The sequence below is a fragment of the Pseudomonas sp. NBRC 111127 genome, assembly GCF_001320345.1.
Lineage (GTDB): Bacteria > Pseudomonadota > Gammaproteobacteria > Pseudomonadales > Pseudomonadaceae > Aquipseudomonas > Aquipseudomonas juntendi.
Genome location: NZ_BCBD01000031.1, coordinates 18,192 through 43,521, shown reverse-complemented (window position 1 = coordinate 43,521; position 25,330 = coordinate 18,192). Strand labels below are relative to the sequence as shown.

Here is a 25,330-nt window from a genome sequence, read left to right as displayed (position 1 = left end):
GAATCGTCGCGCTACCGGTATACATCTGTTCCACCATCCCCTTCAGGGCCCGTGCATTGGGCTCGGTCAGCCCGCGCACCACTGCCTCGCAGGCCTGCTCGGCAGTGGCCCCGGCTGGAATGTCGAACCCACGCGCCCGCAGGTGGCCTGCCAGGTCGTCCTGATCAATCAAATCCGCATGCATCATGGCTGTTGTCCCTTTTATCGCGAAGAGAGTGCTGCTGTGATTTACGACCGATTCTGTGACGCGGGCGACAGACCCGCAACAACAGAATGCCGGCATGGCTGCCATGGCTAAGAACAGGTCGTTTACGGCTAAATCCAGCGCCTTCCCAGGCCCCACACTGAGGCCATTCACGGTACCAGAGGGTTTGGTCACCCTCGTTCATGCACAGTGGATGTTGCTCGCTCTTGGCCCCGGATGCTCACGGCTTTCCGGGGTTATTTTTTGGGCGCGGTATGTTCGGCAAGGGTCAGCAGGTTGAGCCATCAGCCGGCTGGCTCAGGCGGCGGATGGTTGCGCCAACGTAGTTGGGTATCGACAGATCATCCTGTTGCGTTTGCAGGCGCTGTATCGCCGCCATGCTGCGCGCTTCGAACGGCGCGGATTTCGGCCCCGCCAGGTCAACGTGCAGGAGCATCTGCTCGCTGGCAGCCAGCACCTCATCGAACCCGGCCCGGTGCAGGCTGTGATAGACATGCACGCGCTTGCGATCAACGCCGACGATCTGCGTCTGCACCCACACCTCGGTGCCAAGCTTCACCTCATGCAGGTAGTTGATGTGCGCCTCCAGGGTGAACAGCGAATGCCCACTCTGCCCTCGGCTGTCGGCATCCAGGCCGATGCGCTCCATCAGCGCATCGGTGGCGTAGCTGAAAATCAGCAGGTAGAAGGCATCGCGCAGGTGCCCGTTGTAGTCCACCCAGTCCTCCTGGACTGGGGTGCGATAGGTGATCAGTGCGGGCATTGTGGGCTCCTCATTCGCCGAACGACATGCCGTGCGTTTGCTTGCTGCTCTTTACGGCTTCAAGCACTGCAAGCAGGGTGTCATCACGATAGCGTTCCAGTGCGGCAATGCTGCGTTCACCCAGTTGCGCCGAGGTGCCGTCCACCACATCGTCAATCAGTTTGTCGGTCAGTTCCGGTGCGGGCAGGTAGGTCCACGGCAGTTTCAGCGCCGGGCCGAACTGCGACATGAAGTGGCGCATGCCTGCATCGCCACCGGCCAGGGTGTAGGTGAGGAAGGTGCCCATGAACGACCAGCGCAGGCCGGCGCCAAAGCGGATTGCGTCGTCGATTTCACCGGTGGTCGCCACGCCGTCGTTCACCAGGTGCAGGGCCTCGCGCCAGAGTGCTTCGAGCAGGCGGTCGGCAATGAAACCGGGCACTTCCTTGCGCACGTGCAGCGGGCGCATGCCCAGGGCGCTATAGATGACCTTCGCCGCCTCGATGGCTTCGGGCGCGGTACGTTTGCCACCGACGATTTCCACCAGCGGCAGCAGGTACACCGGGTTGAACGGGTGGCCCACCACGCAGCGCTCCGGGTGCGTGGCAGACTCGTAGAACTCGCTGGGCAGCAGACCGGAAGTGCTGGAGCCGATGATGGCCTCGGGCTTGGCCGCGGCGCTTATTTTTGCGTGCAGGTCGAGCTTCAGGTCCAGCCGCTCTGGCGCGCTTTCCTGAATGAAATCGGCATCGCGTACGCATTCCTCGATGGTGGCGACGAACTTCAGGCGGCCTTGTGACCCGCCGGGCGCCAGCCCCTGCTTCTCAAGCGCTGGCCAGGCATTGGCAATACGCTTGCGCAGCGCCGGCTCCGCGCCAGGTGCAGGGTCCCAGGCGATCACGTCCAGGCCGTGGGCCAGGGCGCGGGCAACCCAGCCGCTGCCGATCACGCCGCTACCCAGCGCGGCGAAGGTCTTGATCTCGGTGATGAAGGGCATATCGAGTCCTCGGGCTAAAAGAATGCTCAGGATTGGCGCCAGTCCTTGGGGGAGCGGGCGGGATCAGCGGCGCTTGAGGTTCATTTTTTCCCGGCCCTCGGCCGGGGTCAGTACCCGGGCGCCAAGGCGCGAGATGATCTCCACCGCCCGTTCGACCAGCTGGCCATTGCTGGCCAGCACGCCACGGTCCAGGTACAGGTTGTCTTCCAGCCCCACCCGCACGTTGCCGCCCAGCAACACGGCCTGCGCTGCCATCGGCATCTGCATGCGGCCGATGCCGAAACCCGCCCAGGTAACATTGGCCGGCAGGTTGTCGACCATGGCTTTCATGGTGGTGGTGTCGGCCGGCGCGCCCCACGGGATGCCCAGGCATAGCTGGAACAGAGGGTCGTCCAGCAGGCCTTCCTTCATCATTTGCTTGGCGAACCACAGGTGGCCGGTGTCGAAGATTTCCAGTTCTGCCTTCACGCCCAGTTCGGTGATGCGCTTGGCGCCGGCGCGCAGTTGCGCAGGGGTGGACACGTAGATCGAGTTGCCGTCGCCAAAGTTGAGGGTGCCGCAGTCGAGGGTGCAGATTTCCGGCAACAACGCTTCCACGTGGGCCAGGCGCTCCAGTGGGCCGATCAGGTCGGTGCCGGCGCCGAACTCCAGTGGCGTTTCACCCGGGCCGATTTCCAGGTCACCCCCCATGCCGGCGGTGAGGTTGACGATGATGTCCACGTCGGCTTCACGAATGCGCTCCATGACCTCGCGGTACAGCGCCACGTCACGGCTGAAGCGGCCGGTTTGCGGGTCGCGCACGTGGCAGTGGACCACGGTGGCGCCCGCCTTGGCAGCCTCTACGGCAGCGTCGGCGATTTGCCGGGGGGTGACGGGGACAAGGTGGCTTTTCGAGGCAGTGTCGCCGGCACCGGTAAGGGCGCAGGTGATGATGACGTCGTGGTTCATGGTGCGGTTCCTTGTGGTGTATGTGCTGGCCTTTTCGCGGGCAAGCCCGCTCCCACAGGGGACCGTGATGGCCCTGCCCAGGTATGCCCTGTGGGAGCGGGTTCAGCCGCGAAGAGGCGCTGTCAGTTGGCGGTAAGCTTGAGGTTGTCCGCCGCCGGCTTGCCATCGAAGGTGGTCACCCCTTCCAGCCAGCGCGCCTTGTCTTCGGGGTGGTCTTTCAGCCACTGGCGGGCCGACTCCAGCGCGTCCTTGTGGTCGAGCAGCGGCTGCATCATGCGGCTCTCGTCCTCGGCGCTGAATTTCAGGTTGGCCAGCAGGCGGTTGGCGTTGGGGCAGCGTTCGGCGTAGTCCGGCGCGGTCACCGTCCACACCGTGGCACGGCCTTCGTCGGGGCCGAGGGCGTCCTGGCTGTCACCCAGGTAGGCCATGTCGATGTTCACGTTCATCGGGTGCGGTGCCCAGCCGAAGAACACCACGGCTTCCTTGCGCCGCACGGCGCGGTCGACCGCGGCGAGCATGCCCGCTTCGCTGGACTCGACCAGCTGGAATTTGCCCAGGCCAAACTGGTTCTTGGTGATCATGGCCTTGATCTGCGTATTGGCCCCCGAGCCTGGCTCGATGCCATAGATCTTGCCGCCCAGTTCCTTTTCGAACTTGTGGATATCGGCAAAGTTTTTCAGGCCCTTGTCATACAGGTATCTCGGCACGGCGAGGGTGGCGCGGGCGTCTTCCAGGCTTGGCTTGTCGAGCACCTTGACCTGCCCGGCGTCGACGAACGGGGTGATGGTCTGGGTCATGATCGGGTTCCAGTAACCCAGGAACATGTCCAGGCGCTTGTCGCGGATGCCGGCAAAAATGATCTGCTGCGAAGCGCTGGTCTGTTTGGTCTGGTAGCCCAGGCCATCGAGCAGCACCTGGGCCATGGCACTGGTGGCAATGACGTCGGTCCAGTTGACCACGCCCAGGCGAACGTTCTTGCAGGCCGCGGGTTCGGCGGCCAACAGTGGGGAAGTGGCGATGCTGCTCAGGGCAAGGGTCAACAGGCTGCGGCGGATCAAGCTGTGCATGGTGGCTCTCCATCGGCAGGGCATATTGTTATGGGGTTCGGTCTCTCTGGGCCGTGTGGATACGCTACGCTGGCGCCATCTTGCCCAAGCGCACGCTAGCGACAGGAATTAGCACCTGGGCGACCAGTTTCTGTGGAGGGGGATGATGGAGACGATTGCCTTTCTGTTGGTGCCCGGTTTTTCCGCCATGGGGTTCATTTCCGCGGTGGAACCACTGCGGGTAGCCAACCGTTTTGGCGGGCCGTTGTACCGGTGGCAGGTGCTGAGCCTGAACGGTGAGGCGGTGCTGGCGAGCAATGGCATGTCCATCAATGCCGATGCCGCTCTGGGGGAGGGCGAGCCGCCCGACATCCTGCTGGTGGTTGCGGGCTTCGAGCCACTTGGCAATGTCGCACCCAAACTGTTGCATGCGTTGCGCCGGCTCAACCATGACGCTGTCATGCTTGGGGGTATCGACACCGGTGCGATGGTGTTGGCCGAGGCGGGGCTGCTCGAGGGCTACCGGGCGACATTGCATTGGGAGGCGCTGGAGGCCTTCAAGGAACGCTATCCAGGTCTTCAGGCCACCCAGGAGCTGTTCGAGATTGACCGCAGCCGCATCACCTGCGCAGGCGGAACGGCCTCGATCGATCTGATGCTGTACTTGATTGCCCAGGCTCATGGCAGCGACCTGGCGGTGAAAGTGTCCGAACAGTTCGTGCTGGGGCGTATCCGTCAGCGCCAGGACCACCAGCGCATGCAGATCGGCGCGCGTTATGGCATCAGTAACAAGAAGCTGATCCATGCCATTGGCGAAATGGAAAAACACTTCGAGCCACCACTGACCACGCTGGATCTGGCGGCCGCGATCAAGGTCACGAGGCGTCAACTGGAGCGGTTGTTTCGCATACACCTGGATACCACACCCAGCAGTTTCTATCTCGCGTTACGGCTGGACAAGGCGCGTCAGCTGTTGGCCCAGACCGACATGTCGGTGACCGAGGTCAGCATTGCGTGCGGGTTTGAACTTCCATCGTATTTTACGCGGCGCTACAAGCTGAAGTTTGGACGGTGCCCGCGGGAGGAACGTCGGCCGGGCGGCCCCAAATGAGCTTCACTCAAGCTCGCGCTCGAGAATTGCCCTCAGTTTTTCCCGGTTGCTCGCTTGCAGGTCCTTGCGAAGCGGGGCAAAACCTTCTGCATTGAAGCGTGCACCCAGATGGTCGAATGTCAGGTTCAACTTTCGGGTGGGCTCGACCGGGTCGGTAACGCAGTAGGTATAAAACAGGATCGCCACCGGAACCTGGTCACCTTCATGGTCCATTTCGATACTTAGATGTGAAGAAGCGTTCATGACGGTGAATTTACGTGCACCCGCCGACTGCAGGGCGTTTTGAATATTTTCTTCCAGGCTTTTGAACCAAGGCCCTTTGGCGCGCAGTGGCGGTAGAAAGCCATTGTATACATCGCTGAGCGCAAGCAAGTGCGGCTCATACACAATGGTTTTGTGTGTATGTTCACACAGGCTGAATTTCAATGATTTCAAGGTGGCGAGGGCGTGCGCGAACCATTGCCGAGGCTGGGTCTCCATCGAGTAGCTTTCATTGGCCAATGCTTGTGAATGACGCAGGCATAGCTGCAAGTCTTCCCAGGTCTCGAGTGTCAGCCAGGGGGCAGGCTTTATTCTTAGCCGCTCCTCGAAGATTCGGGTGTCCAGGCTTGTATCGCTCATGTGGCATTGTTCCTCGATGGCTGCACATGACCAGAACCGGGTACCAGCGCTTTCTGGTACCCGGCCTCGCTCATCAGCTAGTGAAAAAATCGCCGAGGTCTTTTTTGATTTTCTCGTTCACAAGTTCCCGCGCAGCGTCGAAGTGACGAACGCTGAAAGTGCCTTGTTGCGAAGCGCGATAGACGCGGGTGGAAGTTTTATCGACCTTGCGGGTCAGGGCGCCCTCACGCTCGATTTTCGAGTCGTAGCTGGCCTGGAAGCTGGTCATGTGCATGGCGGGCAGGCCTTGTGGCGTCATTTCGCACTGGGCTATCACGAAGGTGCTCGATTTGCCGGATTCGCTATGGCTGTGCTTTTCCAGATGTGCCTTGACTTCCGGCTTCTGCACGACGATTTGCAGAGCACGCTTGGCGCAAGCGGTGCGGCGAGGGTCCGCGGAAACGCTGATGGTGACCGACTTGGTGATCAGATCTGCCAGGGTCAGGTTGTCCTCGTCAATGGCGTCTTCGGCATGTGCAGCACCTGTCATGGTCCAGCCGAATTTGCTCAGGCCATCGTTGTAGAAGTTGTACCACTCGCGCTGCTGGGTTTCCTGGTTGAACTTCTTGTTGGCCAGTGCGGTCATCAAGCCCAAGCCGCACAGGATGTCTTGTGCAATGTCAGCAGGCACATTGTCAGCGAAAACGCAGAGGGCCTGGCCGGTAGCGGCAACGCGCTCCTGGCCCTCTTTGCGGATTTTTTCCATTTCAACTTTGATGTCAGCCACTTTGTAATTCCTTGATAGTTTTGAATTTCAAGACACACGTGGTGAGCACGTGGTCTGAGGGCACTATCGGGCAATGACGCAGGCGGCATCAGCGGCATGTGGTTCCTCGGGCGTTGGTCCTTCTCTTGTGCGTGCTGTTCAATCTTCAGGCGCTGGCTCGTCACTGTCTTGCGTGCCCAGGCTGCGCAGGTATTCCGCCCGCTCATCGCTGCGCTGTGCAATGCAGCTGTTCCAGGCGGTCTGGTAGGCCTTGCTGCCTGGCTGTTCAGCGTGGGTTTCGACCTTGCAGTCTGCATCACGCAGTTGACGCCAGAGTTGCTCGGCGGCCTCTATTCGCGACATCAGGCCGGCTTCGTCGCCGAACTGGTCACGCATGCGCGCGGCGAGTTCGTGGTAGGCCGACTGCAGCTCACGCTCGGCGACCTGCTTGTTGAATGCTGCACAGGCGAAGGTTTGCTGGTCGGTTTCCACATTGTCGCAAGGTGTGCTTTCTTCCTCGCTGGCCTGGGCCCCGCTCACAACGGCCAGCAGCGCCAGCCATGCCATAGATTTCATCCTTTTTCCCCTCACCTGGCTGTCGAATCGCAGGGATTCTCGCTCAGCCTGCGCTCTGGTGGTAGCTACCTGACCAAATGTTCATGAAGTGGCCGCAAATGCCGTTGTCGAGACTGTCTCGCATCGCCAGCCCGCGCGCCAGATGCCCTGTTGTCGCGCATTGACGCTTTCGGCAAACCCCCTGTCGTTTTTGCATCGGGGCGCCTTTGGGCACAGGCATATGCTGGCCCCAAAGCGCCGGCACAAGGTTTGGCGCCAACCCATTCGATAAAAGGGGACAGCCTGATGAGCCCAGCCGAACTTCACGCCGACAGTATCGTCATTGACGGCCTGATCATTGCCAAGTGGAACCGCGAGCTGTTCGAGGACATGCGCAAAGGCGGGCTCACTGCGGCCAACTGCACGGTATCGGTGTGGGAAGGGTTCAAGGCAACCGTCGACCAGATCGCCGCCAGCCAGAAGCTGATCCGCGACAACAGCGACCTGGTAATGCCGGTGCGCACTACCGCCGACATCCGCAAGGCCAAGGAACTGGGCAAGACCGGCATTCTCTTCGGCTTCCAGAACGCCCACGCCTTCGAAGACCAGATCGCCTACGTCGACGTGTTCAAGCAGCTGGGCGTTGGCATCGTGCAGATGTGCTACAACACCCAGAACCTGGTGGGCACCGGTTGCTACGAGCGCGACGGCGGCCTGTCGGGCTTTGGTCGCGAGATCGTCGCCGAAATGAACCGCGTCGGCATCATGTGCGACCTGTCCCACGTCGGCTCCAAAACGTCCGAAGAAGTCATCCTCGAATCGAAAAAGCCGGTGTGCTATTCGCACTGCCTGCCATCGGGCCTCAAGGAGCACCCGCGTAACAAGTCCGACGCCGAGCTGAAGTTCATCGCCGACCACGGCGGCTTCGTTGGCGTGACCATGTTCGCCCCGTTCCTGGCCAAGGGTATCGATTCGACCATCGACGACTACGCCGAAGCCATCGAGTACACCATGAACATCGTGGGTGAAGACGCGATCGGCATCGGTACCGACTTTACCCAAGGCCACGGCCAGGACTTCTTCGAGTACCTGACCCACGACAAGGGTTACGCCCGGCGCCTGACCAACTTCGGCAAGATCATCAACCCGCTGGGTATCCGTACCGTGGGTGAATTCCCCAACCTCACCGAAACCTTGCTCAAGCGCGGCCACTCCGAGCGCGTGGTGCGCAAGATCATGGGCGAGAACTGGGTCAACGTCCTCAAGGACGTGTGGGGCGAATAAGCCGCTCTCCAAGCCTGAATGCCCCTGCCAGCAACGCCGGGGCACCCAAACAAAAATTTTTATGGAGTTGAGTTTCCATGGCCAAGATCGCCCCGCAATTGCCAATCGAAGTCGACAGCGAGACCGGTGTCTGGACCAGCGACGCCTTGCCGATGCTGTACGTGCCGCGCCATTTCTTCGTCAACAACCACATGGGTATCGAAGAGGTACTGGGCGCCGACAAGTACGCCGAGATTCTCTACAAGGCCGGCTACAAGTCCGCCTGGCACTGGTGTGAAAAAGAAGCCGAGTGCCATGGCCTGGAAGGCGTGGCGGTGTTCGAGCATTACATGAAGCGCCTGAGCCAGCGTGGCTGGGGCCTGTTCGAGATCCAGGACATCGACCTGGATAAAGGCACCTGCAGCGTCAAGCTCAAGCACTCTGCGTTCGTGTACGTCTATGGCAAGTGCGGCCGCAAGGTCGACTACATGTTCACCGGCTGGTTCGCCGGCGCCATGGACCAGATTCTCGCTGCCCGCGGCAGCGCTATCCGCACTGTGGCCGAACAGGTCTATGGCGGGTCGGAAGAAGGCCACGAAGATGGCCTGTTCGTTACGAAGCCGTTGTAAGCCGGAGATAGCGTCATGGCATTCGAAGCAATGTTCCAGCCGATCCAGATCGGCAAACTGACCATCCGCAACCGCGTGCTCAGCACCGCGCACGCCGAGGTCTACGCCACTGACGGCGGCATGACGACCGACCGCTATGTGAAGTATTACGAAGAAAAGGCCAAGGGCGGTATCGGCCTGGCGATCTGCGGCGGTTCGTCGGTGGTGGCCATCGACAGCCCCCAGGAATGGTGGGCATCGGTCAACCTTTCCACCGACCGCATCATCCCGCACTTCCAGAACCTGGCCGACGCCATGCACAAGCATGGGGCCAAAATCATGATCCAGATTACCCACATGGGCCGTCGCTCGCGTTGGGACGGCTTCAACTGGCCGACCCTGATGTCGCCTTCGGGTATTCGCGAACCGGTGCACCGCGCCACCTGCAAGACCATCGAGGTGGAAGAGATCTGGCGGGTGATCGGTAACTACGCCCAAGCCGCGCGTCGCGCCAAAGAGGGCGGCCTGGACGGTGTCGAGCTGTCGGCAGTGCACCAGCACATGATCGACCAGTTCTGGAGCCCGCGGGTCAACAAGCGTACCGACGAATGGGGCGGCACGTTCGAGGGCCGCATGAAGTTCGGCCTGGAAGTGCTGAAGGCTGTGCGCGCCGAAGTCGGTGACGATTTCTGCGTGGGCATGCGTATCTGTGGCGACGAGTTCCACCCCGATGGCCTCAGCCACGAAGACATGAAGCAGATCGCGGCCTACTACGACGCGACCGGCATGCTGGACTTCATCGGTGTGGTCGGCTCGGGTTGCGACACCCACAACACCCTGGCCAACGTCATTCCGAACATGAGCTACCCGCCAGAGCCGTTCCTGCACCTGGCGGCCGGTATCAAGGAAGTGGTCAAGGTACCCGTGCTGCACGCACAGAACATCAAGGACCCGAACCAGGCCACGCGCATTCTCGAAGGCGGCTACGTGGACATGGTCGGCATGACCCGTGCGCACATGGCCGACCCGCACCTGATCGCCAAGATCAAGATGGGCCAGATCGACCAGATCAAGCAGTGCGTCGGTGCCAACTACTGCATCGACCGCCAGTACCAGGGCCTGGATGTGCTGTGCATCCAGAACGCCGCCACCTCCCGTGAATACATGGGCGTGCCGCACATCATCGAGAAGACCACTGGCGTGAAGCGCAAGGTGGTGGTGGTAGGTGCCGGCCCGGCGGGCATGGAAGCGGCCCGCGTGGCCGCCGAGCGTGGCCACGATGTGACCCTGTTCGAGAAGAAGGACCAGATCGGCGGGCAGATCACCATCGCCGCCAAGGCACCGCAACGTGACCAGATTGCCGGTATCACCCGCTGGTACCAGCTGGAACTGGCGCGCCTGAAGGTCGACTTGCGCCTGGGCACCGCCGCCGACGTGGCGACGATCCAGGACCTGCGCCCGGACGTGATCGTGCTGGCGGTAGGTGGCCACTCGTTCCTTGAGCAGAACGAACACTGGGGCGCCGCCGAAGGGCTGGTGGTCAGCAGCTGGGACGTACTCGACGGCAAGGTTGCGCCGGGCAAGAACGTGCTGGTGTACGACACCATCTGCGAGTTCACCGGCATGTCGGTGGCCGACTTCATCGCCGACAAGGGCAGCCAGGTCGAGATCGTCACCGACGACATCAAGCCGGGCGTCGCCATGGGCGGTACTACCTTCCCGACCTACTACCGCAGCATGTACCCGAAAGAAGTGATCATGACCGGCGACATGATGCTGGAAAAGGTCTACCGCGAAGGCGACAAGCTGGTGGCGGTGCTGGAGAACGAGTACACCGGCGCCAAGGAAGAGCGCGTGGTTGACCAGGTGGTGGTGGAAAACGGCGTGCGCCCTGACGAGCAGCTGTATTACGCGCTGAAGGAAGGTTCGCGCAACAAGGGCCAGATCGACGTGGAGGCGCTGTTCGCAATCAAGCCACAGCCGATCCTCAGCCAGCCGGGCGAAGGCTACCTGCTGTACCGCATCGGTGACTGCGTGGCCCAGCGCAACGTGCATGCGGCGATCTACGACGCCTTGCGCCTGTGCAAGGACTTCTGATCGCACCGTCTATCTAGAGACGGGACTGGCCCCCCTGTAGGAGCGGCCTTGTGTCGCGAAAGGGCTGCGAAGCGGCCCCAGCAATTCATCAGCGCTGAGAATGCTGGGGCCGTTTCACGGCCCTTTCGCGACACAAGGCCGCTCCTACAGGGGTCCGCGCCGCCCTTGAGGTGGCGCAAGAATCCAGCTGTTGTGGGAGCCTCCCATGTTGAACACCCTGTTACCCATCCTGCTGTTCGCTGCCCTTGGCCTGGCAGTGCTCGGCGCCTTGCGCCGGGTGCGTATGTGGCGACGTGGCCGGGCCTCCAAGGTTGACCTGATCGGCGGCCTGCTGGCCATGCCGCGCCGCTACCTGGTGGACCTGCACCATGTGGTCGAGCGCGACAAGTACATGTCCAAGACCCACGTGGCCACCGCAGGCGGCTTCGTGCTGTCGGCCGTGCTGGCGATCCTGGTGCACGGCTTTGGCCTGCAGAGTAAGATCCTTGGTTACGCGCTGCTGGTCGCCACGGTGATCATGTTCAGCGGTGCCATCTTTGTCTTCAAGCGCCGCCTCAACCCGCCTTCGCGCCTGTCCAAGGGCCCGTGGATGCGCCTGCCCAAGAGCCTGCTGGCGTTTGCCGTGAGCTTCTTCATCGCCACCCTGCCGGTTGCTGGCATCCTGCCGGCCAACACCGGTGGCTGGGTGATGGTTGGCATCCTTGGCCTGGGCGTGCTGTGGGGCGTGTCCGAGCTGTTCTTCGGCATGACCTGGGGCGGCCCGATGAAGCACGCCTTCGCCGGTGCCCTGCACCTGGCCTGGCACCGCCGCGCCGAACGCTTTGGCGGTGGCCGCTCCACCGGCCTCAAGCCACTGGACCTGGAAGACCCCAACGCGCCGCTGGGCGTGGAAAAACCGGTGGACTTCACCTGGAACCAGTTGCTTGGCTTCGATGCCTGCGTGCAGTGCGGCAAGTGCGAAGCCATGTGCCCGGCCTTTGCCGCTGGCCAGCCGTTGAACCCGAAAAAACTCATCCAGGACATGGTCATCGGCTTGGCCGGTGGCACCGACGCCCAGTTCGCCGGCAGCCCGTACCCTGGCAAGCCGATTGGCGAGCACGGCGGCAGCCCGCACCAGCCGATCGTCAATGGCCTGGTCGACGCTGAAACGCTGTGGTCGTGCACCACCTGCCGTGCCTGTGTCGAAGAGTGCCCGATGATGATCGAGCACGTCGATGCCATCGTCGACATGCGCCGCCACCTCACCCTGGAAAAGGGTGCCACGCCGAACAAGGGCGCCGAGGTGCTGGACAACCTGATCGCCACCGACAACCCTGGCGGTTTCACGCCTGGCGGGCGTATGAACTGGGCCGCCGACCTCAACCTGCAACTGCTGTCGGAGGTGAAAACCACCGAGGTGCTGTTCTGGGTGGGCGATGGCGCATTCGACATGCGCAACCAGCGCACCTTGCGCTCGTTCGTCAAAGTGCTCAAGGCCTCGGGTGTCGACTTTGCCGTGCTTGGCCTGGAAGAACGCGACAGCGGCGACGTGGCGCGCCGCCTGGGCGACGAAGCGACCTTCCAGCAACTGGCCAAGCGCAATATCCAGACCCTGGCCAAGTACAAGTTCCAGCGTATCGTCACCTGCGACCCGCACAGCTTCCATGTGTTGAAGAACGAATACGGTGCATTGGGCGGCGACTACCAGGTGCAGCACCACAGCACCTACATTGCCGAGCTGATCGCCGCCAACAAGCTGAACCTGGGCCAGCACAAGGGTGGTAGTGTCACCTACCACGACCCGTGCTACCTGGGCCGTTACAACGGCGAGTACGAAGCCCCGCGTGCGGTGCTCAAGGCGCTGGGTATCGAAGTGCGCGAAATGGAGCGCTCGGGCTTCCGTTCGCGGTGCTGTGGCGGTGGCGGCGGTGCGCCGATCACCGACATCCCCGGCAAGCAGCGTATTCCGGACATGCGCATGGACGACATCCGCGAAACCAAGGCTGAGCTGGTAGCCGTGGGTTGCCCACAGTGCACCGCCATGCTCGAAGGCGTGGTCGAACCGCGCCCACAGATCAAGGACCTGGCCGAGCTGGTGGCTGATGTGTTGATCGAAGAAGACGCGCCTGCCGCCGCAAAGCCGCAAGCGGCCAAACGTGAACCTGCGGAGGTGCACTGATGAGCGACATTGTCCGCCGCGACCCACGCGCCGAGTGGATCGCCCGTAACCGTCTGCATCCGCTGCATGCTGCGATGCAGACGCAACAGACCAGCTGGATGGGCCCCAACGGCATCATCCGCAAGAATCCACATGCGCTGGCCGCAGGCTTTGTGGGCCCGGCCGGCCTCAAGCGTATCGACCGCAGTGGCGCCCAGCAGGGCACGGCTGTGGGCGGCCGACGCACCGCGGCGGCCGAGGTCAAGTTGCCGCTGCACCAGGTGCCTGAGCCGGCGTTCTACATTGCCGTGGTGCCAGACATGGTCGGCGGCCGCCTGAGCAGCCACGACCGCGACCTGCTCGGCTTGGCCCATAGCCTGGCCGGCAGCGACGGCGCCGTGCTGGCAGTGGTGTTTGGCGAACACAAGGAAAGCAACTTTTCCACAGCCGGTGTCGATCGCCTGCTGGTGCTCGAAGGCGAGGAATTCGCAGGTTATGCGCCGGAGCAACTGGTGCAGGGCCTGCGCGCTGTGGATAACCAGTTCACCCCGCGCCACTGGCTGCTGCCCGACAGCCGCAGCGGTGGCGGCGAACTGGGCCGGCGCCTGGGTGCGTCCCTGGGCGAGCGCCCGGCGACGCGGGTCTGGCAGGTCAAGGACGGCCAGTGCATTGGCCGGGCCGGTGCCGGCCAGCAAGACCTGCAACGCGCCGTGCCACGGCTGATCCTGGCGGCGGCCGAGTGTGCCGAGCCGGTCAGCGAAACCCGCCATGAAGCGTTGCCGGTAGAGTTGTCCACAAGCATCGCGCGCAGCCTGTCGCGCATCGAGGACCTTGGCTCGGTGGCTGTAGACCCGGCCACCATCGCCATGGCCGAAGCCGAATTCATCGTGTCGGGCGGCAACGGCGTCAAGGACTGGGACCTGTACCACAAAGCCACTGCGGCCCTCGGCGCGACCGAAGGCGCCTCGCGGGTGGCGGTGGACGATGGCTTCATGCCGCGTAATCGTCAGGTGGGTGCCACCGGTACCTGGGTCACTGCACGGGTTTACGTGGCTGTGGGTATCTCGGGCGCGATCCAGCACCTGCAGGGCATCGGTGCCTGCGACAAGGTGGTGGCGATCAACATGGACCCGGGCTGCGACATGATCAAACGGGCTGACCTGTCGGTAATTGGCGACAGCTCGGCGATTCTCAAAGCGTTGATCGAAGCTGTGGACAACTACCGCAGCGGCGGCCAGCGCGACGCGGCATAAGGGCACGAGCATGAGTACGAAAGTGATCAGCCTGGTTTCCATCGGTGCCCACCCCAGCTCCGGCCGCGCCCGCCGCGCCGAACAGGATGCCCGCGCCGTGGAACTGGGCTTGCAGCTGGCTGGGGATAACTTGCAAGTGGTGCATGCCGGCGACCCTCGTGAAGAAGCGCTGCGCGCCTACCTGGGCATGGGCCTTGAGCACCTGGACGTGCTGGAGCAACCGGCCGGTGCCGATGTGCTGGGCGTGCTGGGGGATTACCTGCGCGATGCCGGGGCGCAACTGGTACTGACCGGCAGCCAGGCAGAGACGGGCGAGGGGTCGGGCATGTTGCCGTTCCTGCTGGCGGAGAAGCTGGGTTGGCCGTTGATTGTAGGGCTGGCCGAGGTGGAGTCGATCGACAACGGCACCGCCCAGGTCCTGCAGGCTCTGCCACGTGGCCAGCGGCGCCGGCTGAAGGTTCGCTTACCGCTGCTGGCGACTGTGGATAACGCCGCACCTAAGCCGCGCCAGAGTGCCTTTGGCCCGGCACGCCGGGGCGTATTGGCGGCGCGTAACGTGGCCATCGTCGAAGACGAACTGCTGGCCGAGGCAGAGCTGCAACCGGCCCGGCCACGGCCCAAGCGGTTGAAGGTGATCAAGGCCAAGAGCGGTGCCGACCGCATGAAGGCAGCGACGGCCAAGGCCAGTGGTGGGGGCGGCAAGGTATTGAAGGACGTTTCTCCACAGGAAGGCGCCGAGGCCATCCTCAAGCTGCTGGTGGAAGAGGGCGTGCTGCGTTAAGGCTTCACGCGATCCCTTGTAGGAGCGGCCTTGCGTCGCGATGGGCTGCGCAGCAGCCCCGGCAATCTTGAGTCAGGCTCGAAATCCAGGGTCTGCTGCGCAGCCCATCGCGACACAAGGCCGCTCCTACATCGACCGCATCTTCTTCAAGTCATGCACGATAACTGTGGCCACTTTCAAATTTGTCGCGCATAGCTGTGAATAGCCGGATCTTGCCCACAATCGCTGTGAGCTGGTCTGTGGATAATCTGTTTGGTAGTGTCTGCAAACCACGCAGTTCAAGGCCGTGACAGGTTTGGTTAAAAAACAGTCAATCCAGGCGGAGATCCCCTTTATCCCTGAGAATCAGGGTGTTGATTCGCTTATCCACAACCTTCTCGCTGAATGCGCTTGTGTTGCCCACAAATTTTGTTGGTGTTTCTGTGGGTAAGATGTAAAGAACACTCTACAGGTGCTCTATCGCGCGGAATTGATAGAAATGATCAAATTTTAGCCAAAATCCCGGCGGGATTTTGGCTTGAGAGCCATGACAGGCCAAGGGGTAACTGATAATTTTGCCAGTATCACGTGATTGAGTTGGATGGGTAGAGTGCTAGTGATTTCAAGTCATTAGGGCACATCATGACCGTCTCACATTTGCTTAAGGTCGACCGACAGCAGTCTGTCTTGGGTGAGGGTAGCGATATCGTCCGTGCCTTTACCGTTTACGGTGGGTTCAATCCCGTCGATAGCCTATACACGGGTTTCTCCGGCGAGATTAGAGATCAACTGACTGGTTGCTATCACCTGGGCCAGGGCTATCGCACTTTTAACCCTGTACTCATGCGCTTTCACTCACCTGACGCAATAAGTCCTTTTGGTCTTGGAGGCATCAACGCCTATGCCTATAGTGATCCCGTTAATACCCGAGATCCTAGCGGGCATAATGCCTTGTTTATCTCGGCGTTCGCCCAGCGGGTAATGACAGCACTGTTCGGCACAGTTTCAATTGGGAAAGCACTCCTGAGCAAGCCTCCCACAACCTGGGTTGATCGCGTGATTTTGCGCATGACTTTAGGGGGTGGCAAGTTGAGTATCGCAGGGGCAGTGGGGCAGACTGCTGGTGCGGCTTCGTTTGCGTATGTGTCCAACGCAGGCCTCGTCTTGGCGGGAGGGGGAACTGTAGCGGGCTTTGTAAAAACGCTTTATGACGAGCGCAGTAGCCTTGCTAGCAGGGTGCTTACCAACCTTCGCGCCGCTGTGGGGGTGAAGGCGAAACAACCCAGATCTCAAGATCTGGAAATCAATTCCCCGGTGCGAGACGTGCCTTTAGCCAGTGTTCTCTTACCTTCAGCGCCCCCTGAAAGCCCGGTCTTTCGTCTTAGTGCCGTGGCGCTTCGCCCGGATGTTGCGGTAACAGTGCCTCGACCCTTTACATCACTCGAACTGCTGGAAGGTGACATGAGCTACATGAGTGCTATGAACAAGCGAGTTCGACAGCCTGCTTGAGATGAGCATGACGTTACGCTCATCTATCAAATGTATACCGAGGCCGCATCGCACATCACGAACACTACCGTAATGTGCGACGCCCTCATGGGTTATTGAGCCTTTACCTCCTTCAGGTAGGGGGCGGGCTCTGCGCCCAAGTTGGCCAATACGCGGTCGCTGTACCAGTCAATGAAGTTCACCACACCAAACTCGTAAGTCTTCGAGTAAGGCCCAGGCTGGTAAGCGGTGGAGTTGATCCCACGCTGGTTCTCTTCCGCCAGACGGCGGTCCTGGTCGTTGGTGGCGTCCCACACCTTGCGCATGTTTTCCGGGTTGTAGTCCACACCTTCCACAGCGTCCTTGTGCACCAGCCACTTGGTGGTGACCATGGTTTCCTGGGCACTGATCGGCCATACGGTGAACACAATCATGTGGTCGCCCATGCAGTGGTTCCACGAGTGCGGCAGGTGCAGGATGCGCATCGAGCCCAGGTCCGGGTTCTTGATGCGGCCCATCAGTTTCTGGCAGGCCTGCTTGCCGTCCATGGTCATCGACACGGTGCCCTTGAGCAGCGGCATGCGCACGATACGGTTACGCAGGCCATGGCTCTTGTGCAGGTAAGGGATCTTCTCGGCTTCCCAGGCGGCGGCAGAGGCGGCCACGTGGTCCTTGAATTCCTGGCTGGCGCGCGGGTCGTTGGTGTCGTCCCATTCCAGCAGGGTTTGCAGCAGCTCCGGGTGCGAACCGTTGCAGTGGTAGCACTCGCGGTTGTTTTCCAGTACCAGCTTCCAGTTGGCCTTTTCCATCAAGGTGGTCTGCACCGCCACCTTGGTGTTTTCCATGTCGTACGGTTCCATGTAGTGGTCCAGGGTGGCCAGGAACTCGTCGATGGCTGGCGGGTTCTGCGCCAGGCTGATGAAGATGTAGCCGCCAGCGACCTTCACGTTCACGGGCTTGAGGCCATACTGGTTCATGTCGAAGTCGGCACCCATCTCGGTGCCGGCGAACAGCAGGCGGCCGTCCAGCTCGTAGGTCCACTGGTGGTATGGGCATACCAGCTTGGCCACCTTGCCTTTTTCGCTGACGCACAGGCGTGAGCCGCGGTGGCGGCAGACGTTGTGGAAGGCATGCACCTTGCCTTCGGCACCGCGCACCACGATGATCGGGTTCTTGCCGATCTGCAGGGTGATGTAGTTGCCCTTGGCCGGGATCTCGCAGGTCATGCCGGCAATCAACCATTCTTTATGGAAGATTTCCTGCATGTCGATCTGGAACAGACGCTCGTCGGTGTAGAACGGCTGGGGCAGCGAGTAGGTGCGCTCGCGGGTCTGCAGCATCTCGGCGGTAGCCTTGCGTGCAGGTTCAAGTGGATCGCCCAGGCTCAGGGTTGCGGTGACGTCCATCGTGTATTCCTCGGGGCCGTGCGCGGCCGGCAAAAGGTGGCTAATCGTTGTGGTGGTGCCGCAAGGCTGTCGTTGAAAAAACAGCATGTTGTTTTGCCGTGGAGTGTGCGTCCGAAGACGTCGTGAACCGTATCCATGGGCGACATGGCCGAATTGAATAACGACGCGCCAGGCCTTGTGCCACGGGCCTGGTCGCGATAAGCACGTCGATGTCGCAGGCAGGAATGTGCGTCGTGTTCAGCTTGCGCATTATCGCAGCCATAAAAAGGGCCATAGTCGGCCGCTGGAGATGAACATGTCCGATACCTTCCTCAATCCGGTCACTACCCAGACCTGGGCCAATGGCCGCCACATCGTGCGCTGCGTCAAGGTCATCCAGGAGACCTGGGACGTGCGCACCTTCTGCTTCATGGCCGACCAGCCAATCATGTTCTTCTTCAAGCCAGGGCAGTTCGTCACCCTGGAGCTGGAGATCGAAGGCAAGCCGGTGATGCGTTCCTATACCATCTCCAGTTCGCCATCGGTGCCGTACAGCTTCTCGATCACCGTCAAGCGCGTGCCGGGCGGGCTGGTCTCGAACTTCCTGCACGACACCATGCACGAAGGCCTCGAGGTGCCGGTGCACGGCCCTGTGGGCCTGTTCAATGCCATCGACTTCCCTTCGGGCAAGGTGCTGTACCTGTCGGGCGGGGTGGGCATTACCCCGGTGATGTCGATGGCGCGCTGGTTCTACGACACCAACGCCAATGTCGACATGGTGTTCGTGCACAGCGCCCGCTCGCCGAAGGACATCATCTACCACCGCGAGCTGGAGCAGATGGCTTCGCGCATCCCCAACTTCAGCCTGCACATCATTTGCGAAAAGCATGGCCTGGGTGAGCCGTGGGCGGGTTACCGCGGGTACCTGAACCAGCGGCTGATGGAGCTGATCGCGCCGGACTACATGGAGCGCGTGGTGTTCTGCTGCGGCCCGACGCCGTACATGAACGCGGTCAAGCGCCTGCTGGAAGCGGTCGGCTTCGACATGGCCAATTACCACGAGGAATCGTTCGGCGCCACGCCGCCGGAGGCCAAGGCCGACGCCGTGGAACACGCCGAGCAGGCGGCCGATGCCCCAGAGCTGGACGTCTCCGACCTCAACCTGGTGGAGTTCATCGGCAGCGAGAAGAGCATTCGCATTGCCCCGGGCGAGACCGTGCATGCCGCGGCGGCCAAGGTTGGCCTGATGATCCCGAAAGCCTGCGGCATGGGCATTTGCGGTACGTGCAAGGTGCTCAAGCTGGGTGGCGAAGTGGAAATGGAGCACAACGGCGGTATCACCGAAGAGGACGAAGCCGAGGGCTACATCCTGTCGTGCTGCAGCGTGCCGAAAGGGGATGTGCGGATCGATTATTGATCCGAAATTGGGGGGCTGCTGCGCAGCCCATCGCGACACAAGGTTGCGGTCCCTTGTAGGAGCGGCCTTGTGTCGCGATGGGCCGCAAAGCGGCCCCGCTGTTTCAAGTACGGAACCGGGCTACAAGGCCATTGAGGTCCACGGCGAGGCGCGACAGTTCGGCACTCGCTGCACTGGTCTGATGCGCCCCGGTCGCACTCTGCACCGACAGGTCATTGATATTCACCAGGTTGCGGTCCACCTCCCGCGCCACCTGTGCCTGTTCTTCGGCGGCGCTGGCGATCACCAGGTTACGCTCGTTGATCTGCGCCACCGCCCCGGCAATGGTGTCCAGCGCCAGGCCGGCCCCGCGCGCGATGTTGAGCGTTGATTCAGCCCGCTCGGTGCTGGTACGCATCGACTCCACAGCCTGTTCCGTACCCCCCTGAATGCTGCCGATCATGCGTTCGATCTCACTGGTCGACTGCTGGGTACGGTGCGCCAGTGCCCGCACTTCGTCCGCCACCACGGCAAAGCCACGGCCCGCTTCACCAGCACGCGCTGCTTCGATGGCCGCGTTGAGTGCCAGCAGGTTGGTCTGGTCGGCCAGGCCACGGATCACGTCCAGCACCTTGCCGATGTCTCGCGACTGCTCGGCCAGGTGGGTGACCAGCTTGGCAGTGCCTTGCACATCGCCGCTCATGCGCTCGATGGCAGCCACGGTTTCCAGCACCAGGTCTCGGCCGTCGCCGGTCGAGCGGCTGGCTTCACTGGACGCCTCGGAAGTGCTCACTGCGTTACGCGCCACCTCTTCCACGGCGCTGGTCATTTCGGTAACGGCGGTGGCGGCTTGCTGGATTTCGTTGTTCTGCTGTTGCAGGCCACGGGCGCTTTCATCGGTGACCGTGTTCAGCTCCTCGGCTGCCGAGGCCAGCTGGGTGGCGGAGCCGGCGATCTGTTGCAGGGTGTCGCGCAGCTTGTCCTGCATGCGGGCCATGGCGCGCAACAGGCGGGCAGCCTCGTCGGTACCTTCGGCGCGTACGGTGTGGGTCAGGTCACCGTCGGCAATCTGCTCGGCGCTCTTGAGCGCCTCTTCGATCGGCTTGACGATACTGCGGGTCAGCAGGAAGGCACAGACGAAGGTCAGTACGCTGGCGCCGATCAACAGGCCAATGACCAGCGCGAAGGCCGTGCCGTATTGCTCGGCGGCCTTCTCGTTGGTGGCGCGAGTCTGCTCGGTGTTGATGCGTAGCAGTGTATCCATGACCTTGTTCATCTGCTCGGAGTTGGCCATCAGGTCGCGGTTCAGCATGTCGCTCAGTTCATCGAGGCGGTTCTCCTGGCTGAGGGTGCGCATGCGCGACTCCAGTTGGCGGTACTGGCTGAGCAACTGGCCGAACTGGTCGAAGGCTGCCTGTTCGTCGTCGGCGCGGATCATGGGCACGTAGGCCTCGCGGGCGCGGTCCATCTGGGCATTGCGCTGGTCGAGCAGGTTCAGGGTATCGCGCTGGGTCTGGGCATCGCGGTTGACCAACAGGCGGTACGAGAGCGTGCGCATGCGCAGGTTCAGCCCGGTCAGCTCATCCAGAATCTTGATGCTCGGTACGTTGACCTGCTCGATGACCTCGCCTGCCTGGCGGATGTTGCCCATTTGTACCAGCGAAAAGATGCCGAGGCCGAGCATCAACAGGCCAATCAACGCGAAGCCAAGTAGCGCGCGCGGGGCGATATTCATGTTGCGTAGAGACATGGCAGAAGGGTTCCAGGCAAGGAAGAGGAGGGGGGCTTGAGGTGCGACGAAATGGGACTTGCCGGGCTATCGGTCGTGGCCGCCGAGTCTTGAGTGCGGCTGCGAAATAATTATGAGGGCGCTAACCATTTCCTGACCGGCGGTTGACCCAGGCCGGAACAAGGGGGTGGTTCCTCTGTCAATCTGCGGGTCAGCAACCTTGTGAATCCGATATTTAATGGCGATGGGCGGCAGTTTTCTTTATCGTGTGCGCCCCTCGCAACAACCTGAGATAGACCCATGCTGGAAGCTTCCCTGAATCAAATCGAGCAACTGGTCAGCGACCTGATGCAGAAGAACGCTCAACTTGCCGAGCAGAACACCGCCCTTGGCCAGGAACTGGCCCAGGCCAAGGAAGAAAACGAAACCCTGCAGCTGTCGCTGATGGAGCAGGAAGAAAAGAACGGCGCCACCGCCGCACGCATCCAGGCCCTGGTTGAGCGCGCCAGTGCGGGCGTTGTCGGCGCATGAGACTGCAAGAGCAGCCGATCAATGTCGTGTCGATTCTCGGCATCGACTATTCGATCAAGGCGCCCGAAGGCCAGGAAGAAACCTTGGCCCAGGCGGTACGGATGCTCAACACTGCCCTTAACGAAACCAAGCGCCAGTACCCGACATTGATCGGTGACAAGCTGCTGGTACTGGCTGCCCTCAACCTTTGCTCCAGGCAGGTCGAGTTGCAGAAAGAACACCAGCAAACCCTGGCGCGCACCCAGGCGCAGATCGACGCGACCGTGGATGCCATCGTCCGCACAATCGCAGAGTCCTGATCGGTCGTTTGGGCGCTGCGCGCCCCTTTCGCCACACAAGGCCGCACCTACAGGTTGACCCGACCCCTGTAGGAGCGGCCTTGTGTCGCGATGGGCTGCAAAGCAGCCCCAAGTTCCAGAGCATTGTCCCCAACGACTGGATTAACTGAATACTCAAGTGTATACACTTCTCGCAAAACAATAACGTTGCGGGAGTAGGGCATGGGTTTCTGGCGCAAGAGCATCCAGTGGCAATTGATAACCAGCATGGGTGGTGCCTTGCTGGCGAGCATCCTGGTGGTGGTCATCATCTTCACCGTGGCGCTCAATCGCCTCACCGAGCGTTACTTGGTGGACACCGCCCTGCCGGCCAGCATCGAGGCCATCCGCAACGAAATCGAACACATGCTGGGCCAGCCGCTGGTGGCAGCGGCGGACATTGCCGGCAATACCCTGCTGCGCGACTGGCTTGCCGCCGGTGAAGACCCCGCCCAGGTCCCGCAGTTTCTCGAATACCTCACGGCAGCCAAGCAGCGCAACCGGGCGTTCACCACCCTGTTCGTGGCGACCGAAACCGGCCATTACTACAACGAAAATGGCCTGGACCGAACCCTCGACCGCAGCAACCCCAAGGACAGCTGGTTCTACGGCTACGTCGACAGCGGTGCCGAGCGGTTCATCAACATCGATGTCGACGGCTCCACGGGCGAGCTGGCGCTGTTCATCGACTACCGCGTGGAAAAGAACGGCCGCTTGGTCGGCGTGGCCGGTATGGGCCTGCAAATGACCGAACTGTCGAAACTGATCCACGACTTCAGTTTCGGCGAGCATGGCAAGGTATTTCTGGTGCGCAACGATGGCCTTGTCCAGGTGCACCCGGAAGCGGCGTTAAGTGGCAAGCGCCAGCTCGGCGAGCAGCTTGGCGCCCAGGCCGCCAAGGCGGTACTGAGCGGCGGCGCCAGCCTGCGCAGCGGCCGCTTCGAGCGTGACGGCGAACAATACCTGGCCTTTGGCTTGCCTTTGCGTGACCTGAACTGGACCTTGGTCGCCGAAGTGCCGGAAGCGGAAATCTACGCCCCCATGCAACAGGCGGTATGGCTGACCAGCCTGATTGGTGGCGCCGTGGCCCTGGTATCGTTGCTGCTGGTGGTGTTGCTGGCACGCGGCCTGGTGCGGCCGCTGCGGCGCGTCACTGCTGCGCTGGTGCAGATTGGCAGCGGTGCGGGCGACCTCAGCCAGCGCCTGGATGACTCACGCCCGGATGAACTGGGCGACCTGGCCCGTGGCTTCAACCGCTTCCAGGGCAGCCAGCGCGACCTGATCGGCGAGGTACTGAATACTTCCGAGCGCCTGCACCGGGCTGTGGAGCAGGTGACACAGGTAGTGGACAACACCGCCGAGCGCTCTGGGCGCCAGCAAGACATGACCGCAATGGTCGCCACCGCCGTGCACGAGATGGGCCTGACCGTGCAGGACATTGCGCGCAACGCCGGTCAGGCAGCTCAAGCGTCGCAGGCGGCACGGGATGAGGCATTGCAGGCGCGCGAGGTGGTGCAGCGGTCGGTGCAGGGCATCGAGGGCATGTCGGGCGACATTGGCAAGGCCGCCGATGCGGTCAGCCAGTTGGCCGATGAAGTGGCCTCGATCGATGAAGTATTGGCGGTAATCCGCAGTATTTCCGAGCAGACCAACCTGTTGGCGCTGAATGCCGCCATCGAAGCCGCGCGGGCAGGGGACATGGGCCGCGGGTTTGCCGTGGTCGCCGATGAAGTACGGACGCTGGCCCGGCGCACGCAGTTGTCCACCGATGAAGTGCAGCAGATGATCCAGCGCCTCAAGCAAGGGGCAGGTTCTGCGGTGACTTCGATGCAGGCAGGGCAACAGGCGACGGGCACTGGGGTGGAAGCGAGCCAGCGTACAGGGGCGTCGCTGGGTGCGATTACTGATCAGGTGGAGCACATCAGCGACATGAACCACCAGGTGGCTACGGCGACTGAAGAGCAGTCGGCGGTGACCGAGGAAATCAACCGCACGGTGCAGGGGATTTCCGATCTGGCGCGGGAGACGGCGGCCGAGGTGCAAGGGTGCCGGGAGGAATGTCAGGCGTTGCGTAGCTTGGCTGATGACCTGGCGCGGCAGATGGGTGGGTTCAAACTTTAGATTGGGGTTGGCTTCTTCGCGGGCTTGCCCGCTCCCACAGGTACTGCACAGCGCTCGAAGGCGGCGGTAACCCTGTGGGAGCGGGCATGCCCGCGAATGCAAGCTGTCAGGCGGTGATTATGCTGCGGATATCCGCCGCCAGCTCACGCACCCGCTCTTGCTCGGTATCCCACGAGCACATGAACCGCGCCCCGCCGCTGCCAATAAAGGTATAGAACCGCCAACCTTTGCCCCGCAGTGCTTCAATGGCGTGCTCCGGCATCTGCAGGAACACCCCGTTGGCCTCCACCGGGAACATCAGCTCGACCCCCGGCAAATCACTCACCAACGATGCCAGCAGCTGCGCGCACTGGTTGGCGTGGCTGCCGTGGCGCAGCCAGGCGCCACCTTCCAGCAGCCCCACCCACGGCGCCGACAGGAAGCGCATTTTCGACGCCAGTTGCCCCGCCTGCTTGCAGCGGTAGCCGAAGTCCTCGGCCAGCTGGCGGTTGAAGAACAGGATCGCCTCGCCCACCGCCATACCGTTCTTGGTGCCGCCAAAGCACAGCACGTCGACGCCGGCCTTCCAGGTCAGCTCCGCCGGGCTGCAGCCCAGGAACGCGCAGGCATTGGTGAAGCGCGCGCCGTCCATGTGCAGGTTGAGGCCCAGTTCCTTGCAGGTGGCGCTGATGGCCTTGAGTTCGTCGGGGCGGTAGACCGTGCCGACCTCGGTGGCCTGGGTGATGGTGACCACGCGGGGCTTGGGGTAATGGATGTCCTGGCGCTTGAGCGCCACTTCGCGGATGGACGCCGGCGTCAGCTTGCCGTGCACGCTGGCTGCGGTCAGCAGCTTGGAACCGTTGGAAAAGAACTCGGGTGCGCCGCATTCGTCGGTTTCGACGTGGGCGGTCTCGGAGCAGATCACGCTGTGGTAGCTCTGGCACAACGAGGCCAGGGCCAGGGAGTTGGCGGCAGTGCCATTGAAGGCGAAAAACACTTCGCAATCGGTTTCGAACAGCTTGCGGAAGTACTCGGCCGCGCGCTCGGTCCATTGGTCGTCGCCATAGGCGCGGTCGTGGCCGTGGTTGGCCTTCTCCATCGCCGCCCAGGCTTCGGGGCAGATGCCGGAATAGTTGTCGCTGGCGAATTGTTGGCTCTTGTCTGTCATGACACTACTGTCCTGTGAACGACGCAGATCAGCACTCTAAACCATCGATTCGGCGGTTGCCTATACAAGCTGTGCAACAGTCGGTTGCTGGGTTGCCTGTGCTGGCCGCTTCGCGGGCAAGCCCGCTC

At 62.0% G+C, this 25,330-nt stretch carries 23 protein-coding genes and 2 pseudogenes; 13 read left to right on the top strand and 12 right to left on the bottom strand.

Features of this window, described 5'->3' with window-relative positions; all coding sequences use genetic code 11:
• The 5 genes from APH30_RS08550 to choX form a co-directional block, all read right to left on the bottom strand.
• Positions 1-187, bottom strand: a 187-nt coding sequence (locus APH30_RS08550) for a hypothetical protein (protein ID WP_054912235.1), incomplete at its 3' end; no start/stop codon positions are given.
• A 286-nt stretch (positions 188-473) separates the two neighbouring features.
• Positions 474-968, bottom strand: a complete 495-nt coding sequence (locus APH30_RS08545; protein WP_054912234.1) for a thioesterase family protein — start codon at positions 966-968, stop codon at positions 474-476.
• Positions 969-978: 10 nt separating this feature from the next.
• Complete coding sequence (locus tag APH30_RS08540; RefSeq protein WP_054912233.1) at positions 979-1,944, bottom strand: L-carnitine dehydrogenase; 966 nt, start codon at positions 1,942-1,944, stop codon at positions 979-981.
• Positions 1,945-2,007: 63 nt separating this feature from the next.
• Positions 2,008-2,892: a 3-keto-5-aminohexanoate cleavage protein gene (locus APH30_RS08535; protein ID WP_054905537.1), complete on the bottom strand. Its 885-nt coding sequence runs from the start codon at positions 2,890-2,892 to the stop codon at positions 2,008-2,010.
• Positions 2,893-3,014: 122 nt separating this feature from the next.
• On the bottom strand, positions 3,015-3,959 hold the full coding sequence (gene choX, locus APH30_RS08530; protein ID WP_054912232.1) for a choline ABC transporter substrate-binding protein: 945 nt from the start codon (positions 3,957-3,959) through the stop codon (positions 3,015-3,017).
• 142 nt (positions 3,960-4,101) lie between these two features.
• Here choX and APH30_RS08525 point away from each other — a divergent pair, with 142 nt between their 5' ends.
• Complete coding sequence (locus APH30_RS08525) at positions 4,102-5,049, top strand: GlxA family transcriptional regulator (RefSeq protein ID WP_054912231.1); 948 nt, start codon at positions 4,102-4,104, stop codon at positions 5,047-5,049.
• Between the two features lie 3 nt (positions 5,050-5,052).
• Here the strand turns inward: APH30_RS08525 and APH30_RS08520 are convergent, their stop codons facing one another.
• The 3 genes from APH30_RS08520 to APH30_RS08510 form a co-directional block, all read right to left on the bottom strand.
• Positions 5,053-5,670, bottom strand: coding sequence for a hypothetical protein (locus APH30_RS08520; protein ID WP_033690411.1), 618 nt, complete (start codon positions 5,668-5,670; stop codon positions 5,053-5,055).
• 73 nt (positions 5,671-5,743) lie between these two features.
• Complete coding sequence (locus APH30_RS08515) at positions 5,744-6,436, bottom strand: hypothetical protein (protein WP_054912230.1); 693 nt, start codon at positions 6,434-6,436, stop codon at positions 5,744-5,746.
• A gap of 138 nt (positions 6,437-6,574) precedes the next feature.
• The gene (locus APH30_RS08510) at positions 6,575-6,991 is read right to left on the bottom strand and encodes a lysozyme inhibitor LprI family protein (RefSeq protein ID WP_054912229.1); all 417 of its coding nucleotides are present in this window, start codon (positions 6,989-6,991) and stop codon (positions 6,575-6,577) included.
• Positions 6,992-7,276: 285 nt separating this feature from the next.
• Here APH30_RS08510 and APH30_RS08505 point away from each other — a divergent pair, with 285 nt between their 5' ends.
• The 7 genes from APH30_RS08505 (at position 7,277) to APH30_RS27700 (ending at position 16,597) form a co-directional block, all read left to right on the top strand.
• Positions 7,277-8,254, top strand: a complete 978-nt coding sequence (locus APH30_RS08505) for a dipeptidase (protein WP_009682902.1) — start codon at positions 7,277-7,279, stop codon at positions 8,252-8,254.
• 77 nt (positions 8,255-8,331) lie between these two features.
• Positions 8,332-8,862 (top strand): DUF5943 domain-containing protein, encoded by a 531-nt coding sequence (locus APH30_RS08500; RefSeq protein ID WP_029886397.1) that lies wholly within the window; start codon positions 8,332-8,334, stop codon positions 8,860-8,862.
• A gap of 15 nt (positions 8,863-8,877) precedes the next feature.
• Complete coding sequence (dgcA, locus tag APH30_RS08495) at positions 8,878-10,938, top strand: dimethylglycine demethylation protein DgcA (RefSeq protein WP_019096852.1); 2,061 nt, start codon at positions 8,878-8,880, stop codon at positions 10,936-10,938.
• A 205-nt stretch (positions 10,939-11,143) separates the two neighbouring features.
• The gene (dgcB, locus tag APH30_RS08490) at positions 11,144-13,096 is read left to right on the top strand and encodes a dimethylglycine demethylation protein DgcB (RefSeq protein WP_054912228.1); all 1,953 of its coding nucleotides are present in this window, start codon (positions 11,144-11,146) and stop codon (positions 13,094-13,096) included.
• The gene (locus APH30_RS08485; protein WP_029886396.1) at positions 13,096-14,328 is read left to right on the top strand and encodes an electron transfer flavoprotein subunit alpha/FixB family protein; all 1,233 of its coding nucleotides are present in this window, start codon (positions 13,096-13,098) and stop codon (positions 14,326-14,328) included. The genes dgcB and APH30_RS08485 overlap by 1 nt, the downstream gene beginning before the upstream one ends.
• A gap of 10 nt (positions 14,329-14,338) precedes the next feature.
• Positions 14,339-15,109, top strand: a complete 771-nt coding sequence (locus tag APH30_RS08480) for an electron transfer flavoprotein subunit beta (RefSeq protein ID WP_054912227.1) — start codon at positions 14,339-14,341, stop codon at positions 15,107-15,109.
• 621 nt (positions 15,110-15,730) lie between these two features.
• Positions 15,731-16,597: an RHS repeat-associated core domain-containing protein gene (locus tag APH30_RS27700; RefSeq protein WP_082416132.1), complete on the top strand. Its 867-nt coding sequence runs from the start codon at positions 15,731-15,733 to the stop codon at positions 16,595-16,597.
• A 92-nt stretch (positions 16,598-16,689) separates the two neighbouring features.
• Here the strand turns inward: APH30_RS27700 and gbcA are convergent, their stop codons facing one another.
• Positions 16,690-17,982 (bottom strand): glycine-betaine demethylase subunit GbcA, encoded by a 1,293-nt coding sequence (gene gbcA / locus APH30_RS08475; RefSeq protein ID WP_054912226.1) that lies wholly within the window; start codon positions 17,980-17,982, stop codon positions 16,690-16,692.
• A 295-nt stretch (positions 17,983-18,277) separates the two neighbouring features.
• Between gbcA and gbcB the strand changes: the two genes are divergently transcribed.
• Complete coding sequence (gene gbcB / locus APH30_RS08470) at positions 18,278-19,378, top strand: glycine-betaine demethylase subunit GbcB (protein WP_009682911.1); 1,101 nt, start codon at positions 18,278-18,280, stop codon at positions 19,376-19,378.
• Between the two features lie 103 nt (positions 19,379-19,481).
• On the opposite strand, the gene APH30_RS29920 is transcribed toward gbcB, so the two are convergent.
• Both APH30_RS29920 and APH30_RS29915 read right to left on the bottom strand, forming a co-directional pair.
• Complete coding sequence (locus APH30_RS29920) at positions 19,482-20,345, bottom strand: methyl-accepting chemotaxis protein (protein ID WP_371262807.1); 864 nt, start codon at positions 20,343-20,345, stop codon at positions 19,482-19,484.
• Positions 20,337-21,092: pseudogene (locus APH30_RS29915) on the bottom strand (MCP four helix bundle domain-containing protein); the annotation flags it as partial. The gene APH30_RS29920 and the pseudogene APH30_RS29915, both read right to left, overlap by 9 nt.
• A gap of 294 nt (positions 21,093-21,386) precedes the next feature.
• Between APH30_RS29915 and APH30_RS08460 the strand changes: the two are divergent.
• From APH30_RS08460 to APH30_RS29905, 4 genes and pseudogenes are all read left to right on the top strand, one after another.
• Entirely contained in the window at positions 21,387-21,617 is a 231-nt protein-coding gene (locus APH30_RS08460; protein WP_009683367.1) for a hypothetical protein, read from the top strand.
• Positions 21,614-21,916, top strand: a complete 303-nt coding sequence (locus tag APH30_RS08455; protein ID WP_029886391.1) for a cell division protein ZapA — start codon at positions 21,614-21,616, stop codon at positions 21,914-21,916. The genes APH30_RS08460 and APH30_RS08455 overlap by 4 nt, the downstream gene beginning before the upstream one ends.
• Before the next feature lie 201 nt (positions 21,917-22,117).
• Positions 22,118-23,191: pseudogene (locus tag APH30_RS29910) on the top strand (cache domain-containing protein); the annotation flags it as partial.
• Between the two features lie 126 nt (positions 23,192-23,317).
• A complete protein-coding gene (locus APH30_RS29905; protein ID WP_371262805.1) occupies positions 23,318-24,055 on the top strand; it encodes a methyl-accepting chemotaxis protein in 738 nt (245 codons plus the stop codon).
• A 106-nt stretch (positions 24,056-24,161) separates the two neighbouring features.
• On the opposite strand, the gene APH30_RS08445 is transcribed toward APH30_RS29905, so the two are convergent.
• Positions 24,162-25,202, bottom strand: coding sequence for a low specificity L-threonine aldolase (locus tag APH30_RS08445; protein WP_054906170.1), 1,041 nt, complete (start codon positions 25,200-25,202; stop codon positions 24,162-24,164).
• Positions 25,203-25,330: the final 128 nt, after the last annotated feature.

What these genes read in the sequence shown, in the direction of transcription:
- APH30_RS29920 (WP_371262807.1), bottom strand. Translation starts at nt 20,345, where the DNA reads ATGCAGGACAAGCTGCGCGACACCCTGCAACAGATCGCCGGCTCCGCC.
- APH30_RS08455 (WP_029886391.1), top strand. Translation starts at nt 21,614, where the DNA reads ATGAGACTGCAAGAGCAGCCGATCAATGTCGTGTCGATTCTCGGCATC.
- APH30_RS08525 (WP_054912231.1), top strand. Translation starts at nt 4,102, where the DNA reads ATGATGGAGACGATTGCCTTTCTGTTGGTGCCCGGTTTTTCCGCCATG.
- APH30_RS08545 (WP_054912234.1), bottom strand. Translation starts at nt 968, where the DNA reads ATGCCCGCACTGATCACCTATCGCACCCCAGTCCAGGAGGACTGGGTG.
- choX (WP_054912232.1), bottom strand. Translation starts at nt 3,959, where the DNA reads ATGCACAGCTTGATCCGCCGCAGCCTGTTGACCCTTGCCCTGAGCAGC.
- dgcA (WP_019096852.1), top strand. Translation starts at nt 8,878, where the DNA reads ATGGCATTCGAAGCAATGTTCCAGCCGATCCAGATCGGCAAACTGACC.
- APH30_RS08535 (WP_054905537.1), bottom strand. Translation starts at nt 2,892, where the DNA reads ATGAACCACGACGTCATCATCACCTGCGCCCTTACCGGTGCCGGCGAC.
- APH30_RS08460 (WP_009683367.1), top strand. Translation starts at nt 21,387, where the DNA reads ATGCTGGAAGCTTCCCTGAATCAAATCGAGCAACTGGTCAGCGACCTG.
- APH30_RS08485 (WP_029886396.1), top strand. Translation starts at nt 13,096, where the DNA reads ATGAGCGACATTGTCCGCCGCGACCCACGCGCCGAGTGGATCGCCCGT.
- APH30_RS08505 (WP_009682902.1), top strand. Translation starts at nt 7,277, where the DNA reads ATGAGCCCAGCCGAACTTCACGCCGACAGTATCGTCATTGACGGCCTG.
- APH30_RS27700 (WP_082416132.1), top strand. Translation starts at nt 15,731, where the DNA reads ATGACCGTCTCACATTTGCTTAAGGTCGACCGACAGCAGTCTGTCTTG.
- gbcB (WP_009682911.1), top strand. Translation starts at nt 18,278, where the DNA reads ATGTCCGATACCTTCCTCAATCCGGTCACTACCCAGACCTGGGCCAAT.
- gbcA (WP_054912226.1), bottom strand. Translation starts at nt 17,982, where the DNA reads ATGGACGTCACCGCAACCCTGAGCCTGGGCGATCCACTTGAACCTGCA.
- APH30_RS08445 (WP_054906170.1), bottom strand. Translation starts at nt 25,202, where the DNA reads ATGACAGACAAGAGCCAACAATTCGCCAGCGACAACTATTCCGGCATC.
- APH30_RS08520 (WP_033690411.1), bottom strand. Translation starts at nt 5,670, where the DNA reads ATGAGCGATACAAGCCTGGACACCCGAATCTTCGAGGAGCGGCTAAGA.
- dgcB (WP_054912228.1), top strand. Translation starts at nt 11,144, where the DNA reads ATGTTGAACACCCTGTTACCCATCCTGCTGTTCGCTGCCCTTGGCCTG.
- APH30_RS08540 (WP_054912233.1), bottom strand. Translation starts at nt 1,944, where the DNA reads ATGCCCTTCATCACCGAGATCAAGACCTTCGCCGCGCTGGGTAGCGGC.
- APH30_RS08480 (WP_054912227.1), top strand. Translation starts at nt 14,339, where the DNA reads ATGAGTACGAAAGTGATCAGCCTGGTTTCCATCGGTGCCCACCCCAGC.
- APH30_RS08510 (WP_054912229.1), bottom strand. Translation starts at nt 6,991, where the DNA reads ATGAAATCTATGGCATGGCTGGCGCTGCTGGCCGTTGTGAGCGGGGCC.
- APH30_RS29905 (WP_371262805.1), top strand. Translation starts at nt 23,318, where the DNA reads ATGACCGCAATGGTCGCCACCGCCGTGCACGAGATGGGCCTGACCGTG.
- APH30_RS08500 (WP_029886397.1), top strand. Translation starts at nt 8,332, where the DNA reads ATGGCCAAGATCGCCCCGCAATTGCCAATCGAAGTCGACAGCGAGACC.